At 73.8% G+C, this 15,719-nt stretch carries 11 protein-coding genes; 4 read left to right on the top strand and 7 right to left on the bottom strand.

Annotated features, from left to right (window positions below):
- Window positions 1–321: 321 nt before the first annotated feature.
- The 4 genes from ACWD4P_RS35590 to ACWD4P_RS35575 all read right to left on the bottom strand — a co-directional run bounded on the left by ACWD4P_RS35590 (window position 322) and on the right by ACWD4P_RS35575 (window position 5,037).
- Window positions 322–996: a nucleoside/nucleotide kinase family protein gene (locus ACWD4P_RS35590; RefSeq protein ID WP_449782476.1), complete on the bottom strand. Its 675-nt coding sequence runs from the start codon at window positions 994–996 to the stop codon at window positions 322–324.
- Between the two features lie 98 nt (window positions 997–1,094).
- Window positions 1,095–2,051, bottom strand: a complete 957-nt coding sequence (locus tag ACWD4P_RS35585; protein ID WP_449782475.1) for a S66 peptidase family protein — start codon at window positions 2,049–2,051, stop codon at window positions 1,095–1,097.
- A 134-nt stretch (window positions 2,052–2,185) separates the two neighbouring features.
- The gene (gene trpS / locus ACWD4P_RS35580; RefSeq protein ID WP_449782474.1) at window positions 2,186–3,265 is read right to left on the bottom strand and encodes a tryptophan--tRNA ligase; all 1,080 of its coding nucleotides are present in this window, start codon (window positions 3,263–3,265) and stop codon (window positions 2,186–2,188) included.
- Window positions 3,266–3,462: 197 nt separating this feature from the next.
- On the bottom strand, window positions 3,463–5,037 hold the full coding sequence (locus tag ACWD4P_RS35575) for an APC family permease (RefSeq protein ID WP_449782477.1): 1,575 nt from the start codon (window positions 5,035–5,037) through the stop codon (window positions 3,463–3,465).
- A 324-nt stretch (window positions 5,038–5,361) separates the two neighbouring features.
- Here ACWD4P_RS35575 and ACWD4P_RS35570 point away from each other — a divergent pair, with 324 nt between their 5' ends.
- Together ACWD4P_RS35570 and ACWD4P_RS35565 are read left to right on the top strand one after the other, a co-directional pair.
- Window positions 5,362–6,468 (top strand): ABC transporter substrate-binding protein, encoded by a 1,107-nt coding sequence (locus ACWD4P_RS35570; protein ID WP_449782473.1) that lies wholly within the window; start codon window positions 5,362–5,364, stop codon window positions 6,466–6,468.
- A 288-nt stretch (window positions 6,469–6,756) separates the two neighbouring features.
- Window positions 6,757–7,845 (top strand): hypothetical protein, encoded by a 1,089-nt coding sequence (locus tag ACWD4P_RS35565; protein WP_449782472.1) that lies wholly within the window; start codon window positions 6,757–6,759, stop codon window positions 7,843–7,845.
- A gap of 121 nt (window positions 7,846–7,966) precedes the next feature.
- Here ACWD4P_RS35565 and ACWD4P_RS35560 read toward each other — a convergent pair whose 3' ends face one another.
- On the bottom strand, window positions 7,967–8,509 hold the full coding sequence (locus tag ACWD4P_RS35560) for an NUDIX hydrolase (protein ID WP_449782471.1): 543 nt from the start codon (window positions 8,507–8,509) through the stop codon (window positions 7,967–7,969).
- A gap of 123 nt (window positions 8,510–8,632) precedes the next feature.
- Between ACWD4P_RS35560 and ACWD4P_RS35555 the strand changes: the two genes are divergently transcribed.
- Window positions 8,633–9,664 carry an ATP-grasp domain-containing protein gene (locus ACWD4P_RS35555; protein ID WP_449782470.1) on the top strand — a complete coding sequence of 344 codons (1,032 nt, stop codon included), beginning with the start codon at window positions 8,633–8,635 and terminating at the stop codon, window positions 9,662–9,664.
- 89 nt (window positions 9,665–9,753) lie between these two features.
- Here ACWD4P_RS35555 and ACWD4P_RS35550 read toward each other — a convergent pair whose 3' ends face one another.
- Together ACWD4P_RS35550 and ACWD4P_RS35545 are read right to left on the bottom strand one after the other, a co-directional pair.
- Window positions 9,754–13,860, bottom strand: coding sequence for an ABC transporter transmembrane domain-containing protein (locus ACWD4P_RS35550; protein ID WP_449782469.1), 4,107 nt, complete (start codon window positions 13,858–13,860; stop codon window positions 9,754–9,756).
- A 443-nt stretch (window positions 13,861–14,303) separates the two neighbouring features.
- Window positions 14,304–14,969, bottom strand: coding sequence for an SACE_7040 family transcriptional regulator (locus ACWD4P_RS35545; RefSeq protein WP_449782468.1), 666 nt, complete (start codon window positions 14,967–14,969; stop codon window positions 14,304–14,306).
- A 133-nt stretch (window positions 14,970–15,102) separates the two neighbouring features.
- Here ACWD4P_RS35545 and ACWD4P_RS35540 point away from each other — a divergent pair.
- The coding region (locus ACWD4P_RS35540) for a carboxyl transferase domain-containing protein (RefSeq protein ID WP_449782467.1) at window positions 15,103–15,719 on the top strand (617 nt) is incomplete at its 3' end.

The following is a 15,719-nucleotide window of genomic DNA, read 5'->3' as shown; positions in this document are numbered from 1 at the left end:
CCAGCGGACCCTCCGGGCTTCGTTCTTTCGTGTTTCCAGCTTATCAGATGTTTTCCGCTCCGTTTCCGGGGCTTCGTTCATCCAACTCGCCGGCGTCTTCCGGGGTTTGACGCCCCGTCCGACGTTTCAAACTCTAGCCGATCCCCGCTCCGAAAAGCGAATCCGACCGCAACCCGATAAAATGAGCACACCGAATAAGCACCAGGCCGCGACGCGAAAACGGCGAAGCGACCCGGCCCGAACCGGGAAGTGGTGTTTCAGAGGATTGGCCGCCCCGGGACCGTCCGCGCCGATGCGTGTCCGGTGCTCCCTGTCGAGCGACTAGGAAACACTACCCCTGTCCACGGTCGAAGGCAAACCCGCCCCGGAGACGATCCGGGTGCAGAGGGCCCGGCCGGGCTTCACGTACTCGCCGTTGGGGTGGTCGTTGCCGGCGACCCAGTGGCGTGCGGTGTCCTCGTCGCGGCCGCCGTCGAGGTGCCGCCGCAGCAGGCGCTCCTCGCGGACGTCGTCGTCGGTGTGCACGTACCAGAGCTCGTGCAGCAGTCGGCGCGCGTCAGGCCAGGGGGCCTCGACGGAGGCGAGGTAGTTGCCCTCGGTGATGACGAGCCGGGTGTGCGGGCGGACCACGTGGCGGGCGGCGACCGGTTCGTCCAGGGTGCGGTCGAAGTCCGGGACGTAGATGTCCTCGAAGCGGTCCCCGGCGATGCGGCGCAGCAGGGCGACGTAGCCGTGGACGTCGAAAGTGGCCGGGGCGCCCTTGCGGTGGGTCAGGCCGAGGCGGTCGAGCTGGGCGCCGGAGAGGTGGAAGCCGTCGAGCGGGACGTAGGCGGCGGTGCCGGGTCCTTCGGCGCGCTCGACCTCGGCGACCAGGTGACGGGCCAGGGTGGACTTGCCGGCGCCGGGCGGACCGGCAAGTCCGAGGATCGTGCGGGCGTTGCTGCCCGGTCCGCGGAGGAAGCCGCGGGCGAGGGCGGTGAGGCGGTCCTCGTTCATGGCCGCACCTTACTCAGCGCGCGCCTCGCCCATGGCGCCTCACCCATGACACGGGCCGGGCTCGGCACCCCGTGCTCGGCGTCCGAGCCCGGGGTTGTTCAGCGGTCGGCGAGGGCGGGCCGGTCCAGGGTGAGGGTGCCGGCGTCGGCGTCGAGCAGCGCGGGGACGCCGAGCGGGACGGTGAGGGTGGAGGGGCAGTGGCCGAAGCCCAGCTCCCAGAGCACGGGAACGCCCAGCCCGCCGAGCCGGTCGGTCATCACGTCCCGGACGCGCTCGGGCCGTCCGCACCCCTCCCAGGAGCCGAGGGCCAGACCGGCCACGCCGTCGAGGGCACCGGAGCGCAGGAGCTGGGTGAGCAGCCGGTCGAGCTGGTAGGGGTGCTCGTGCACGTCCTCGAGCAGCAGGACGGCGCCCGCGTACGAGGGCCGGGCGGCGGGTGTGCCGCGTTCGGCGGTGAGGACGTGGAGGCAGCCGCCGGCCGTGACGCCGCGGGCGCGGCCGGGGACGAGCGGGGCGGCGGTGGGTGAGGTGAGGACGGTGACGGCGGCGGGGTCGAAGAGGGTGCGGCGCAGGTGTTCGGCGGTCGGGCCGTCGGAGACGAAGGAGGCCCCGGCGGCCAGCGGTCCGTACAGGGTGGCGAGGCCGAGGCGCCGGGCGAAGGCCTCCTGCAGGGAGCTGACGTCGCTGAAGCCGATGAAGGGCTTGGGCCTGGCGGCGCGCATCGCGGTCCAGTCGAGCAGGTCGACCATGCGGTGCACGCCGTATCCGCCGCGGGCGCAGATGACGGCGTCGACGGTGGGGTCGAGCCACGCGGCCTGGAGGTCGGCGGCGCGGTCGGCGTCGGTGCCGGCCAGGTGGCGGAGGGTGGGGTGGGTGTCGAGGACGTGCGGGGCGACGGTGACGCGCAGCCCCCAGGAGCTGAGGATCGCGCAGCCGGCGGTGAGGCGTTCGGCATCGACGGGGCCGCTGGGGGCGACGACGGCGATGTGGTCGCCGGGGCGCAGGTGCGGCGGGCGGGTCAGCCCCTGGCCGGGTGTGGTCGGGTGCTGGTCCATGGTCCTGGCCGCCTTTCGGGCGCGGGAGCGGGGTGCGGGCGGTCGGGCCGTGGCCGCGACCGCCCGGTGACGATATGCCCCGTGTCGACCGGCCGATGTCCCGCGCCTGGCCGGCGTTCGGTGGTGGGGGCTCTTCAGATCACCGCCCCCATCATCTCCCGGACCTCGGTGAGGGTGGCGTCGGCGACGGCGTTGGCCCGCTCGGCTCCGTCGCGCAGGACCTGGCGCAGGTGGCCGCGGTCGGCGGCGAGCTCGGCACGGCGGGCGCGCATCGGGCGGAGGAACTCGTTGACGGACTCCGTGACGGTGCGCTTGAGCGCGGCGGCGCCGCCGTCGCCGATCTCCTCGGCGACGGCCTCGGGGGCGCGGTCCTGGCAGAGGGCGGCGAGCAGGACGAGGCTGGAGACCTCGGGCCGGTCGACCGGGTCGTAGCCGATCCGGCGGTCGGCGTCGGTGCGCGCGCCGCGGATGATCCGGGCGGTCTCGTCCTCGGTGGCGCCGAGGGCGACGGCGTTGCCCCGGCTCTTGCTCATCTTGCCGCCGTCGGTGCCGAGCAGCATCGGGGCCTCGGAGAGCAGGGCCTGGGGGCGGGGGAAGACGGCGCTGCCGTCGGCGTGCGGGTAGCGCTCGTTGAAGCGGCGGGCGACGGTGCGGGCGACTTCGAGGTGGGGCAGCTGGTCCTGGCCGACCGGGACCAGGTCGGCCTTGCAGAAGAGGATGTCGGCGGCCTGGTGGACGGGGTAGGTGAACATCAGCCCGCTGACGGCGGACTGCCGGGAGTGGGCGATCTCGTCCTTGACGGTGGGGTTGCGGCCCAGTTCGGCCACGCTGACCAGGCTGAGGAAGGGGAGCAGCAGTTGGTTGAGGGCGGGGACGGCGCTGTGCGGGAAGATCGTCGCCCGCTCGGGGTCGAGGCCGGCGGCGAGGTAGTCGAGGACGAGGTTCTCGGTGTGCTCGGCGAGCCGGTCGGCGAGGTCGCGGTCCGTGATGACCTGGTAGTCGGCCACCACGACGAACATGTCGACGCCCTGGTCCTGGAGCCGGACCCGGTTGCGCAGGGTGCCGAAGTAGTGGCCGAGGTGGAGCGGTCCGGTGGGGCGGTCCCCGGTGAGGACGCGGTGGGCGGTCGGGTCGTCGCCCGGAACCCCGGCGGCGGCGGCAACGGCGGCAACGGCGGCAACGGCAGTGGTGGTGGTTTCGATGGCGGTGCTCAAGGTCTCTCTCCTCGGTGCGGCGGTGGTGGCGGCCGTCCGGGGCGAGGGGCCCGTCCTGCGGTGTGCGCGAGGGGCGCGGAGAACGCAGCAGGGCCGTCCGATCCCGGACGGCCCTGGTCAGGCGAGTGAGGTGGCCGTCCTAGGACGGCCACCAGCACAGGCCCTTGAAGCGCTTCATGTGCCCCACCGTAACGGTGTCAGTCCTCCACGACCAGTGCCGGGGTGTCCTTGTGCAGCGTCTCGCCGCGGAAGAACTCCGGCCGGATGAAGCCGTACCAGGTCATCAGCCCGGCGCCGAGCAGCAGGATGCCGACGCCGATCACGAAGACCGAGCCGATGCCGAAGACCGAACCGCTGCCGTAGTCCGGGTCCCAGGCGTCGGCGAGGGTCTGCAGGAAGACCGCGGTCAGCAGAACGCCGCCGAGGAGCGGGGCGGCGCCCTTGAGCAGCAGGTCGCGGACGCCGGTGCGCAGCGAGCGGCGGAAGTACCAGACGCAGGCGAAGGCGGTCAGCGCGTAGTAGAAGCAGATCATCAGGCCGAGCGCCAGGATGGTGTCCTGGACGACGTTCTCGCTGATCAGGCTCATGCCGACGTAGAAGATCGCGGTGGCGATGCCCGCCGCGACGGTCGCGTAGCCGGGGGTGCGGAAGCGCGGGTGGACGGTGCCGAAGCGCGGCGGCACGGCGCGGTAGGCGCTCATCGCGAGCAGGGTGCGGGCCACCGGGATGAAGGTGGTCTGCAGGCTGGCGGCGGCGCTGGCGACGACGGCCAGGAAGAGCAGGATGCTCCACGGCGAGCCGAGCACCGGCCGTGCCAGCGCGGCGAAGACGTTGTCCGCGGTCGCCGGGTTGCCCAGGCCGTTGCCGGTGCTGCCGACGCCCGCGAACATCTGGGAGGCGATCGCGACCAGCAGGTACGAGCCGACCAGGGTGACCATGGAGATCATCGCCGCGCGGCCGGGGGTCTTGGCGCTGCCCTGGGTCTCCTCGTTCATGGTCAGGCAGGTGTCCCAGCCCCAGTACATGAAGATCGACAGCGACAGTCCCGCGGTGAACGCGCTGAACGAGCTGACCTGGAGCGGGTTGAGCCAGGAGAAGGAGAAGCCGATCGAGTCGGGCAGGTCGCCGGCGACGGCCTTGCCGATGGCGATGGCGGAGAACAGCAGCAGCACGGCCAGCTGGAGGCCGACCAGGCTGTACTGGAACCACTTGGTGGCGGTCATCCCCCGGTAGCTCATCGCGGTCGCGCCGGCGATCAGCAGGACCACCGTGAGCAGGTGGACGGCCTTGTTCTGGTCGAGTTCGGTGACCCAGCCGCTGCCGGTCATCTCCCCGAGCATCAGGTACAGGAAGTCGGTCGCGACCCCGGCCAGGTTGGAGAGCACGATGATGGTCGCCACCGTCAGGCCCCAGCCGGCCATCCAGCCGACCCGGGGGCCGAAGGCCCGGACGCCCCAGGTGAACGACGTGCCGCAGTCCGGGAAGTCCTTGTTCAGCTCCTTGTACGCGAACGCGACGAGCAGCATCGGCAGGAAGCCCGCGAGGAACACCGCGGGCATCTGGACGCCGACCGCGGTGACGGTCGGTCCGAGTGTGGCGGTCAGGCAGTAGACCGGGGCGACCGTCGAGACGCCCAGCACCACACTGCTCAGCAGGCCGACGGAACCGCCCCGTAGACCCTTGTCCCCCGCTCCCCCAGCGGTCCCCTGATCTGCGGGGACTCCACCACTGATGCCACTGACCGGGGCACCCTGCGGAGCGCCGGGCGCCATTGCCCGGCCGCTGCTCGTGTGCTCTGAGAGCTGCTGATCAAACACCAGCGCACCCTAGATGCGGGCATGGAAGGTTGAGTAGACCAACCCTTGGTGATCTAAACCACTTGCTTCGATTCGTTTCCGCGACGGCCGTTCGGGTTGATGGATTTACGGCCCGTTAACCCATGTACCTTGGTTTCAAAGGAGTTGAGGCAAGGAAATTTCTCCTTTTTGCCAAGGTTCGACATGTTTTGCCCCCCTGTCGCGGACCTGCCGCTCCCCCGTCGCTCCCGCGTCGGATAGGTTTGCCTAACCTAAATTCGATCGCCTCAGGAGTGCCGCATGCCCCCCACCTCCGACGCCCCGGCCCTCTCCCCCCGCACCACCGGTCGCCGCAGGTTCCTCACCGCGGGGATCACCGGCGCGGCCGTGCTCGGCCTCGGCGGACTGCTCACCGCCTGCGGCAGCTCGGACGGATCGGGCGGCGGCAGCGGCTCGGCCCCGGCCGGCGGCGGCTCCTCCCCGAACCAGAAGTCGGTCAAGCAGGGCGGCGACGACTACGCCGCCGTGGTCGAGAAGATGAAGGGCTTCGGCACCGACGCCGCCCCCGGCGTCTACCCGCGCACCCTCAAGCACGCGATGGGCGAGACCGTCATCCCGGCCAGGCCCACCCGGGTCGTGGTGCTGGACACCGGAGAGCTCGACAACGTCGTCGCCCTCGGCATCCAGCCGGTCGGCGTCGTGTACACCGACGGCTCCAAGTCACTGCCCTCCTACCTCAAGGACAAGGCCGGCAGCCCCGCCGCCGTCGGCACCATCAACAGCCTCAACCTGGAGGCCATCGCCGCGCTCAAGCCCGACCTGATCCTCGGCAGCCAACTGCGCGCCCAGGACCAGTACGCGCAGCTGTCCAAGATCGCCCCGACCGTCTTCTCGCTGCGCCCCGGCTACCCCTGGAAGCAGAACTTCCTGCTCAACGCGAGCGCGTTCGGCCTGGAGGCCGAGGCCAAGGCGCAGCTCGACGCCTACCAGGCGGCCGCCACGGCGATCGGTGCGAAGCTCGGCGACAAGCGGCCCACCATCACGCCGCTGCGCTTCATGCCGGGCCGGACCCGGCTCTACGCCGAGCTCTCCTTCATCGGCACGATCCTCACCGACATCCCGCTGCCGCAGCCCGCGATCGAGCAGGTCCAGGAGCTCGCGGTGGAGGTCAGCCCGGAGCAGATCGACAAGGCCGACGCCGACTGGATCTTCTACGGCGTGTACGGCACCCCCAGCTCGACCAACCAGGACGCGGTGCTGGGCGGCGCGCTCTGGAAGACGCTCGGTGCGGTCAAGTCCGGCCAGGCCCGGCCGGTTTCGGACGAGACCTGGTTCCTCGGGCTCGGCGTCATGGCGGCGAACGCCGTGCTCGCCGACCTCAAGGGCTTTGTCGCGCCCGCTGGTTGAGACCGGCCCGCGGGGACGCGGGCGGGGGCGGGGCCGGGGCCGGCGGGGCCGGGGGCGGCGGGGCCGGGGCCGGCGGGGGCCGGATTCGGGTCCGCGATCGGGGCCGGAGTGGAGGGCCGAACGGGTCGGCGCCCTTCCGGTCGCATGGCAACGGTGTTCGCCGGGCGCTGTCTTGGGCGATCCCGCGACGATCCCCCGGTGGTGTCGCGCACACCATCGGGTTCGACGCTTGGAGCTGATCGCGCGGTGCGGGAGGATCGTCTGAACCGTTCCCCGAAGGGCCCGAAGATGACCTCGCTCCACCCCGCAGCAACCGACCCCTTCCTGCCCGGACCGCCCCGGGGCGGCGCCGGGTCCTCACCCCCGTCCGCCGCGCCCGGCACGGCCGCCGCGGCGGCGCCGATGTGCTCGATCGCGACCGCCACCGAGCCCGGTTCCGCCCCGTCCGGAGCCACGGAGGGGGCGGCGCGCCTCTACTCGGTGCCGCAGCCGCGCAGCCGGCACGACGCGGAGGCGCCGACCGCCCCTGCCGCGGTCGGCGTGGTACCCGAGGTCTCCGCGGTACCCGCGATCTCCGCGGTCGAAGCGCCCCGCGCCCTCGCCGGACCGGACGGGGACGGGGACGGGGACGGGGCCGGGTTCGTCCGGTTCGGGCCCACCGCGGTGCCGCCGGAGGGCGGTACGGCCGGGACCGAACCGCGTCCGACGCGTGAGGAACCGCGGATCCTCGGGTCCCGGCGGCCGTCGCCCTCCCGGCGACTGCGCCGGATGCACCCGCAGGCCGCCCGGACCGGGCAGGGGGCGACCGCACGGGAGACGGCCGCGCCCGGCCCGACCGGGACGGGACTGCCGGGGGCCACTGGCCGGACGGACGACCGTGCCGGTGCGGCCTGGCCGGCCGGAGCGACGGCGCAGCTGCCGTCGTTCGGCGCCGGAGCCGGAGTCGCGGGCCACGGCGGGGCCGTCGGGCCGGCCGGCGGCGACGACGCCACCGCCACCGCCACCGCCACCGCCACCGGCGACAACGGCGGGGCCTCGCGGGCCGAGCCGCCGCTCGGCATCCTGATCGGCGGTACCCCGGGGCCGGCCGAGGCCCTCGGCCGGCCGGAGGAGCGCGCACCGGTCCGGGTGGCGGCCCGGCCGATCAAGGTCGGCCGCGGCACCTGTCTGGTGGTGCTGCCCTCATGGCGGCCCGCCATCGCCGTCTCGGTTCCGACCGAGCTGCTGCTGTCCGCGACCGGGCTCGGCATCGAGCAGCTGGCCGGTGCCCGGCTGACGGTGCTGATGAATCCCGCCGCGCTGCACGACCGGGAGCTGGAACTGCACGGCTGGGAGCCCGGTCCGGCCGGACGGACCCGGCGCGGCGGGCGCGGGTAACCGCTCCGCCGGACGACGCACGGCACCGCGCGACACCGTACGACGCCCGTTCGGCGGTGTTCTGCGACGGGCCGCGCGGGACCGCTGTCCGCGCGGACCCACGCTTCAGCGGGCCCGCGGTTCAGCGGGTCCGGCGGGTGGCCGGGGCGTTCGGGACGTACCCCAGGTCGACCGGCACCGGCGGCCGCCTGTCGACGGCCCAGCCCGTGCGGACGGCGTCCAGCAGTTCCGGCAGCGCGGGCGGCCAGAGCGCGTCGGCGTTCTGGTCGGCGAGGTCCGCCGGGGTCCACCAGCGCCAGTCCAGGATCCGGTCGACGGCGTGCACCGCGCTGACGTCGCCGACCGGGCCGCGGTGCGGTCCGCCGGTGAGGTAGATGTGCTCGTGCTGGCGGACCGGGGTGCCGTGCCAGGTGAAGTCGTGCTCCCAGGTGCAGAGCAGCGGGCCGGGTTCGAGGTCGCTCCAGCCCGTCTCCTCCCACAGCTCGCGCCGGGCGCCGTCCCACGGGGTCTCGCCCGCCTCCAGCCCGCCGCCGGGCATGGTCCAGTGCACACCGACCTCGTCGTTGTCCGAACGGAGCAGGAAGACCGAGCCGTTCGCGTCCAGGACCACCGTGCGGGCGGCCTGCCGGGGCCGGCGTACGCGGGAACGCAGCGGATTTCTCATCGGGTCACTCTCGCAGCGGTCGCCCGGGACGTCGAGCGGATTCGGCACTCCGGTCGGGTGCTCGGGCCGTCCGGCCCGTCGTGGCGGGCTCGGGTCCTGCCGCCCGGCCGTACCCTTTCGGCCATGCCCGCACCCGCGATCGTCTTCCCCGCCGATCCGCTCAACCCGCGTCGGCCCGACCCGCACTTCGCCTGGGAGGCCAGGATGCTGCGGGAGTTGGGCGGCGAGCACCACCTGGTCGACCACGACGGGCTGCTCGCCGGGCGGGCCGAGGAGGCCGTCCGGCGGGTGCCCCGGGACAGCGGCCCGCTCTGGTACCGGGGCTGGATGCTGTCCTCCGCCCGGTACGCCGACTTCTCCGCCGCGCTCGCCGCCCGTGGCGGAAACCTGCTGACCAGCCCGCCCGGGTACGCGGCCGCCCATGAACTGCCCGGCTGGTACGGCGTGTTCGAGGGTGCGACCCCGGCCAGCGCGTGGATCCCGTCCGACGGCCCAGCGGCGCCCGGGCCGGAGGAGCTGGCGGAGGCCGCGGCCCGGATCGGCGGACGCGGGCCGGCGATCGTCAAGGACTACGTGAAGTCACGCAAGCACGAGTGGCACGAAGCTTGCTACGTACCCGAGTTGGCCGATCTGGCGGCCGTCGGCCGGGTGGTGGAGCGGTTCGTCGAGCTGCAGGGCGAGTTCCTGGCGGGCGGCGTGGTGCTGCGGCGCTACGAGGAGTTCGAGGGCGCGGGCGTCCCGGCGGAAGGCCCGGCCGGCGCGGGCGGTGCGGGCGGTACGGACGGTGCGGGCGACTCCGGCGGTGCGGGTGGTGCGGGTGGCGTCGCCGCTCCGGGCGTGGCGTCGGCGGGGCCCGCCGAGGACGGTGCGCCGGGGAGCGGCGGCCGGGCCGTGGAGGCCCGGGTGTGGTGGCTGGACGGCCGGCCCGTCCTGGTCGGACCGCACCCGGACGCCCCGCGCCGGGCCGTCGAGCCCGATCTCACCGACGTCCCGGCGCTGGTCCGCAGGCTCGGCTGCCGCTTCGTCACCACCGATCTCGCCCGCCGGGCGGACGGCTCCGGCTGGCGGGTGGTCGAGGTCGGGGACGGGCAGGTGAGCGACCTGCCGCGCGGGATCGACGCCGCGGGACTGCTGGCCGCGCTGATCGCCGCCTGACGGCCCGTGCGTGACGGGCCGTCAGGCGGTTAGCGGGCGTTCGCGACCCCAGCCGCGGGGCGGTGCTACCCGGTCGAGGGGCGGCGGCCCTACCCGGCGGCGACGGCCTCGGCGGCCGGGTGGCCGTCGGCGGTGAACGCCTGCCAGAGCCGGGTGTAGGTACCGCCCCGGGCGAGCAGTTCGGCGTGCGTGCCGTCCTCGACCACCCGGCCGTGGTCCAGCACGATCACCCGGTCGGCGCGCTCGGCGGTGGTCAGGCGGTGGGCGATGACCAGGGTCGTCCGGCCGCCGCTGAGCCGGTCCGCGGCCTGGTTGACCGCCGCCTCGGTGGCGAGGTCGAGGGCCGCGGTCGCCTCGTCGAGCAGCAGGATGTCCGGATCGACCAGCTCGGCCCGGGCCAGTGCGATCAGCTGCCGCTGGCCCGCCGAGAGGTTGCGCCCCCGCCCTGCCACCTCGTGGTCGTACCCGCCCGAGAGCCGGACGATCATGTCGTGCGCGCCCACCGCCCGGGCCGCCGCCTCCACCTCGGCCGCCGAGGCGTCCGGCCGGCCGTAGGCGATCGCCTCGCGGACCGTGCCCGCGAACAGGTACGCCTCCTGCGGCACCACGCCCAGGCGGTGGCGGTACTGCGCCAGGTCGTAGCGGGTGAGGTCGACCCCGTCCACCCGGACGGTGCCCTCCGTCGCGTCGTAGAACCGGGCGACCAGCTTCACCAGCGTCGACTTGCCGGCGCCGGTCTCGCCGACCAGCGCCACGGTCTGCCCGGCCGGAACGCGCAGGTCCACGCCGCTCAGCACGGTCGGGGCGCCGTCCGCGCCACCGTTGTAGGCGAAGCCGACCCCCTCGAAGGAGATCTCGCCGCGCAGGGCCCTCGCCACCGGGACCGGGTCGGCCGCCTCGGCGGTGCTGGTCGGGGTGCGCAGCAGCTCGCGGATGCGGCCGAGGCCCACCGAGGCCTGCTGGTACCCGTCGAACACCTGGGACAGCTGGTTGACCGGTGCGAAGAACAGGTCGATGTAGAGCAGGTACGCGACCAGCGCGCCGACCGTCAGCGTCCCGGCGTCGACCCGGGCCGCGCCGACGATCAGCACCAGCGCGGCGGCCACGCTGGAGAGGAACTGCACGAACGGGAAGTACAGCGAGATGTAGAGCTGGGCCCGGACCCTGGCCTCGCGGTAGGCGGCACCGCGGGCCACGAAGCGGTCGGTGTTGGTGTCCAGGCGGCGGAACGCCTGGACGATCCGCATGCCGGCCACGTTCTCCTGGAGATCGGCGTTGACGGTGCTGATCAGGTCGCGGGAGAGCTCGTACTGGTCCTTGGACTTCTTGCGGAACACCAGGGTCGCGATCACCAGCAGCGGCAGGACGGCGAAGACCACCAGGGCCAGGCCCGCGTCGATGATCAGCAGGGCGGCGAAGATCCCGGCGAAGGTCAACAGGCTGACGACGGCGGTGACCATGCCGGTCTGGAGGAAGGAGGTCAGCGAGTCCAGGTCGGTGGTCATCCTGGTCATGATCCGGCCGGTCAGCTCGCGCTCGTAGTAGTCCAGGCCGAGCCGGTTGAGGTGGGCGAAGATCTTGAGCCGCAGCGTGTAGAGGACGCGCTCGCCGGTACGGCCGCTGACCCGGTTCTCGGCGCCCTGCACCACCCAGTCCAGCAGGACCACGACCAGGGCGGTGAGCGAGGCCACCGCGACACCGGACATCAGGCCCTTGCGGACGCCCTCGTCGATGCCGTGCCGGATCAGCACCGGCAGCACCAGTCCGGCCGCCGCGTCCAGGGCGACCAGCAGGAGGGCGATGAGCAGCGGGGTGCGGAAGGGGCGCAGCAGGCGGCGCAGGGTGAAGTCGGGGTCGCCGGCCTCGGCCTCTGCGCGGGGAACGTCGGGGGTGTCGGAGGCGGGCGGGAGCGCCGCGACCTTGTCCAGCAGCTCGGGGTCGGCGGTGCGGGCGGCCTTGGCCAGGGCGGGGGTGGGGAGAGCGGGGGTGGCCCGCTGCCCGGATTTCCCGGGTGCCGGCTGCTCGGCTGCCGCTTCCCCGGACGCCGGTTGCCCGGACGCCGATTGCCCGGACGTGGGCTTCGCGGAGGCGGGCTTCGCGGGGGCCGGTTCAGCGGTGGACCGCCGGTCGGCGTGACCGGCCTCGGGGTCGGTGATCAGGGCCCGGTACTGGGGACATCGGGCTTCGAGTTCCTCGTGCGTTCCGAGGTCCAGCAGCCGGCCGCGTTCCAGGACGGCGATCCGGTCGGCGAGCTGGAGGGTCGAACGGCGGTGGGCGATCAGCAGTGTGGTGCGGCCGGCCATCACCGAGCGCAGCGCTTCGTGGATCTCCGCCTCGATCTGCGGGTCCACCGCCGAGGTGGCGTCGTCCAGCAGCAGGATCCGGGGGTCGGTGAGGATCGCCCGGGCCAGTGCGATGCGCTGGCGCTGGCCGCCGGAGAGGGTCAGTCCCTGCTCGCCGACCTTGGTGTCGTAGCCGTCCGGCAGCGCGCGGACGAACGCGTCGGCCTGGGCGGCGCGGGCGGCGGCGAACACCTGCTCGTCGGTGGCGTCCGGGCGGCCGTAGGCGATGTTGGTGCGGACCGACTCGGAGAAGAGGAAGCTCTCCTCGGGGACGATGCCGACGGTCGCGCGGACCGAGTCCAGGGTGAGGTCGCGCAGGTCGTGGCCGTAGAGGCGGACGGTGCCGGCGGACGGGTCGTAGAAGCGGGGCACCAGCTGGGCCACCGTCGACTTGCCGGAGCCGGAGGCGCCGACCAGGGCGAGGGTCTCGCCGGGCGCCAGCTTCAGGCTGAGGCCGTGCAGGACGGGGGCGGGGTGGTCGGGGTCGTAGCGGAACCCGACCTGGTCGAACTCCAGGGCGACGCCGGGGGTCCGCGGGCCGACGGTGCCGGCGCTCCGCGGGGCGTCGTCCGAGGTGCGCTCCGGAGTGTCGTCCGAGCTGCCCTCCGAAGCGCCTTCCGGGGTGTCACCGTGCGCGAGGTCCAGGGTCCGGGCGTCCGGGCGCTCCTGGACCAGCGGGCGCTCGTCGATCAGCTGCAGGACGCGCTCGACCCCGGCCCGGGCCTGCTGGCCGACGGTGATGACCATGGTCAGCATCCGCACCGGGCCGGTCATCTGGGCGACGTAGGTGGAGAAGGCGACGAAGGTCCCGAGCGTGACGCTGCCGTCGACGGCCAGCCAGCCGCCGAAGGCCAGGACCCCGACCTGGGCGAGCGCCGGGATCGCCTGCATCGCCGGGTTGTAGCGGGCGTTGAGCCGGATCGACCGCAGCCGGGCCGCGAAGAGGTTGCGGGAGGCCACCTCCAGCTTGTCGAGCTCCTGCGACTCCTGGCCGAAGCCCTTGACCACGCGGACCCCGCCGATCGCGCCGTCCACCACGCCCGCGACGGCGGCCGCCTCCTGCTGGGCCGCCCAGGTGGCGGGGAAGAGGCGCTTGCGGCTGAGCACTGAGACCCACCACAGCGCGGGCGCCATGACCAGGGCGATCAGGGTGAGCGGCGGGGACAGCCAGACCATCACGCCCAGCGACATGACGAACATCAGCAGGTAGCCGGTCATCATCGGCAGCATCGAGAGCAGGCCGTTGACCAGCTGGAGGTCGGAGGTCGCGCGACCGACCACCTGACCGGTGTCCAGCCGGTCCTGGCGGTGGCCGTCGAGCCGCCCGAGCGAGCGGAACAGGTCGCTGCGCATGTCGTGCTGGACGTCCACGGCGAGCTGGCCGCCGTAGTAGCGGCGGACCTGGGTGCAGCCGAAGACCACGAGGGCCGCGAGCAGCAGCACCACCGCCCAGGGGGTCAGTGAACGGGTGTGGGCGACGATGACGTCGTCGATGATCAGCTTGGTGACCAGCGGTACCAGCGCGGTGACGGCCATGCCGAGCAGCGAGGCGCCGAAGGCGAGCAGCAGGCTGCGGCGGGACCGCCAGCTGTAGCCGATCAGTCGGCGCAGCCACCCGGCCGACTCGGCACCCTCACCGTTCCCGTCGGCCTCGGTGGCCACGGTGGCCGCGGTGGCCTCGCCGGCCTCGGTGACGGACTGAGAGCCCGCAGCGGCAGACCGGGCGCCCTCGGCGGCCGGCCCGGTGGTCTCGGCGGGGGTCTGCGGGCTGGCGACGGGGACCTCCGGGGTCGGGCCGGAAGCCGGGGGGCCGCTCGGGGATTGCTCCACCGTGGATCCGTGAGTCTCAGGCATATTTAGGGATGCTAACCATTCCGTGCGGTGGCCGCCACGATGTTTCCGGCCCGGGCGGGTTCGGGGCGGGCCGGGGCAGGCCGGATCGTCCGGTCCGGCGGACTGGCCAACAGCCGGCGGCCTGCGACGATTCCCGATCGGGCACTCGCACGGCCCAATCACCCCGGTCGATTCCAGGGTCGCCGACGACCCGCGTGGCGCCCAGCGGCCAGGGGCGAGCGGGCGCCGTCCTTTGGGCCTAGGACTCGGGACGGGCCGCCACCGGGCTCGGCGGGGCCCGCCGGGCCGCCACCGGGCCCCGCGAGCCCCGCCGATCCCCGTCGAGCCGACCGGCCCGTCCGAGTCGCCCGGGCCGCCCTCCGAGCCGCCCACGCGGGACGGGGTCGGCGGGATCCCGGCAGCGCAGGGGGTCAGGCCCCGGCGGGATCCCGGCAGCGCGCGGGTCAGGCCCCGGCGGGCGCCGAACCGTCGACGGAGGCGGCGGCCGAGTCCGCGGCCGCGGCGAACGCGCCGTGGGCGAGGGTGTGGAGCAGGGCGGCCATGCCGTCCCGCTGGAGGGCGGAGCGATCGCTCTGGTCGGGGTTGGGGCCGAGGCTGTGCGGGGTCGAGTTGATCAGGCCGAAGACGGCGTGCACGGCGGCCCGCGCCACCGGCTCGGCGGCGGGGCCGGCCAGCGGCGGGTAGGCCTGCCGGACCACGTCCACCCACAGCTCGACGTAGCCGCGCTGGAGTCGGCGGACGGTGCGCCGGTCCTCCTCCTTGAGGTTCAGCAGTTCGCGGTCGTGCAGGGTGATCAGGTCCCGGTCGTCCAGGGCGAAGTCGACGTGGCCGCCGATCAGCGCGTCCAGCGTGGCGGCCGGGCCCTCACCGCCGCCGGCCCGGCGGCGCCCCTCGTCCAGCAGTCGCTCGCTGATGCCGATCAGCAGGTCGGCGAGCATCGCGTCCTTGCCCGCGAAGTGGCGGTAGAGGCCGGGGCCGCTGATCCCGACGGCCTTGCCGATCTCGTCCACACCCACCCCGAGGAAGCCCCGGGCCGCGAAGAGCCTCGCGGCCTCCCGGCGGATCTGGTCGCGACGTGGGAGCGAGGAGGCGGCGGGGACGTTCGGCATGCCGTCCATCGTAGACAGTCGGGTTATCGGCCGTTAACCTGGGCGCGTAAGTTAACGTTAATTAACGTGGCGATCACGGGCGGACCGCACCCCGGCTGCCCACCTGGTGCCGAGGGCAAGGGAGCTCTTGGGAATGGTCATCTCAACCGCAGGCACACCCACCGGCGTCCGGCTCGGCGCGGCGACCGGCGCGGCGACCGGCGTGACGAACGGCACGGCGGTGGCTCCCGGTGCCGCCCCGTCCGCAGCCGCCGCACCGGCACCGAGGCTCGGCAGCTCCGTCGACCCCGGGTCCGAGGCGTACCGCGCCAACACCGAGGCCCACCGGGCCCTGGTCTCCGAACTGCGCGCGAAGCTCGACGCCGCCGCCCTGGGCGGTGGCGCCAAGGCCCGCGCCCGGCACACCGCCCGCGGCAAGCTGCTGCCGCGCGACCGGGTCGACACCCTGCTCGACCCGGCCTCCCCCTTCCTGGAGCTGGCCCCGCTGGCCGCCGACGGGATGTACGACGGCGCCGCCCCCGCGGCCGGGGTGATCGCCGGCATCGGGCGGGTCGCCGGGCGCGAGGTGGTGGTGGTCGCCAACGACGCCACCGTCAAGGGCGGCACCTACTACCCGATGACGGTGAAGAAGCACCTGCGCGCCCAGGAGGTGGCGCCGGCAGGCGCTGGTCTGGGGGTACGGGCACTACCTGGTGTTCGGCTCGGCGGCGGCGATCGGCACCGGGCTGGAGGTCGCGGTGGAGTCGGCGG

This window comes from Kitasatospora sp. NPDC002543, from assembly GCF_053594915.1.
This window is presented reverse-complemented; position numbering and strand designations above follow the sequence as displayed.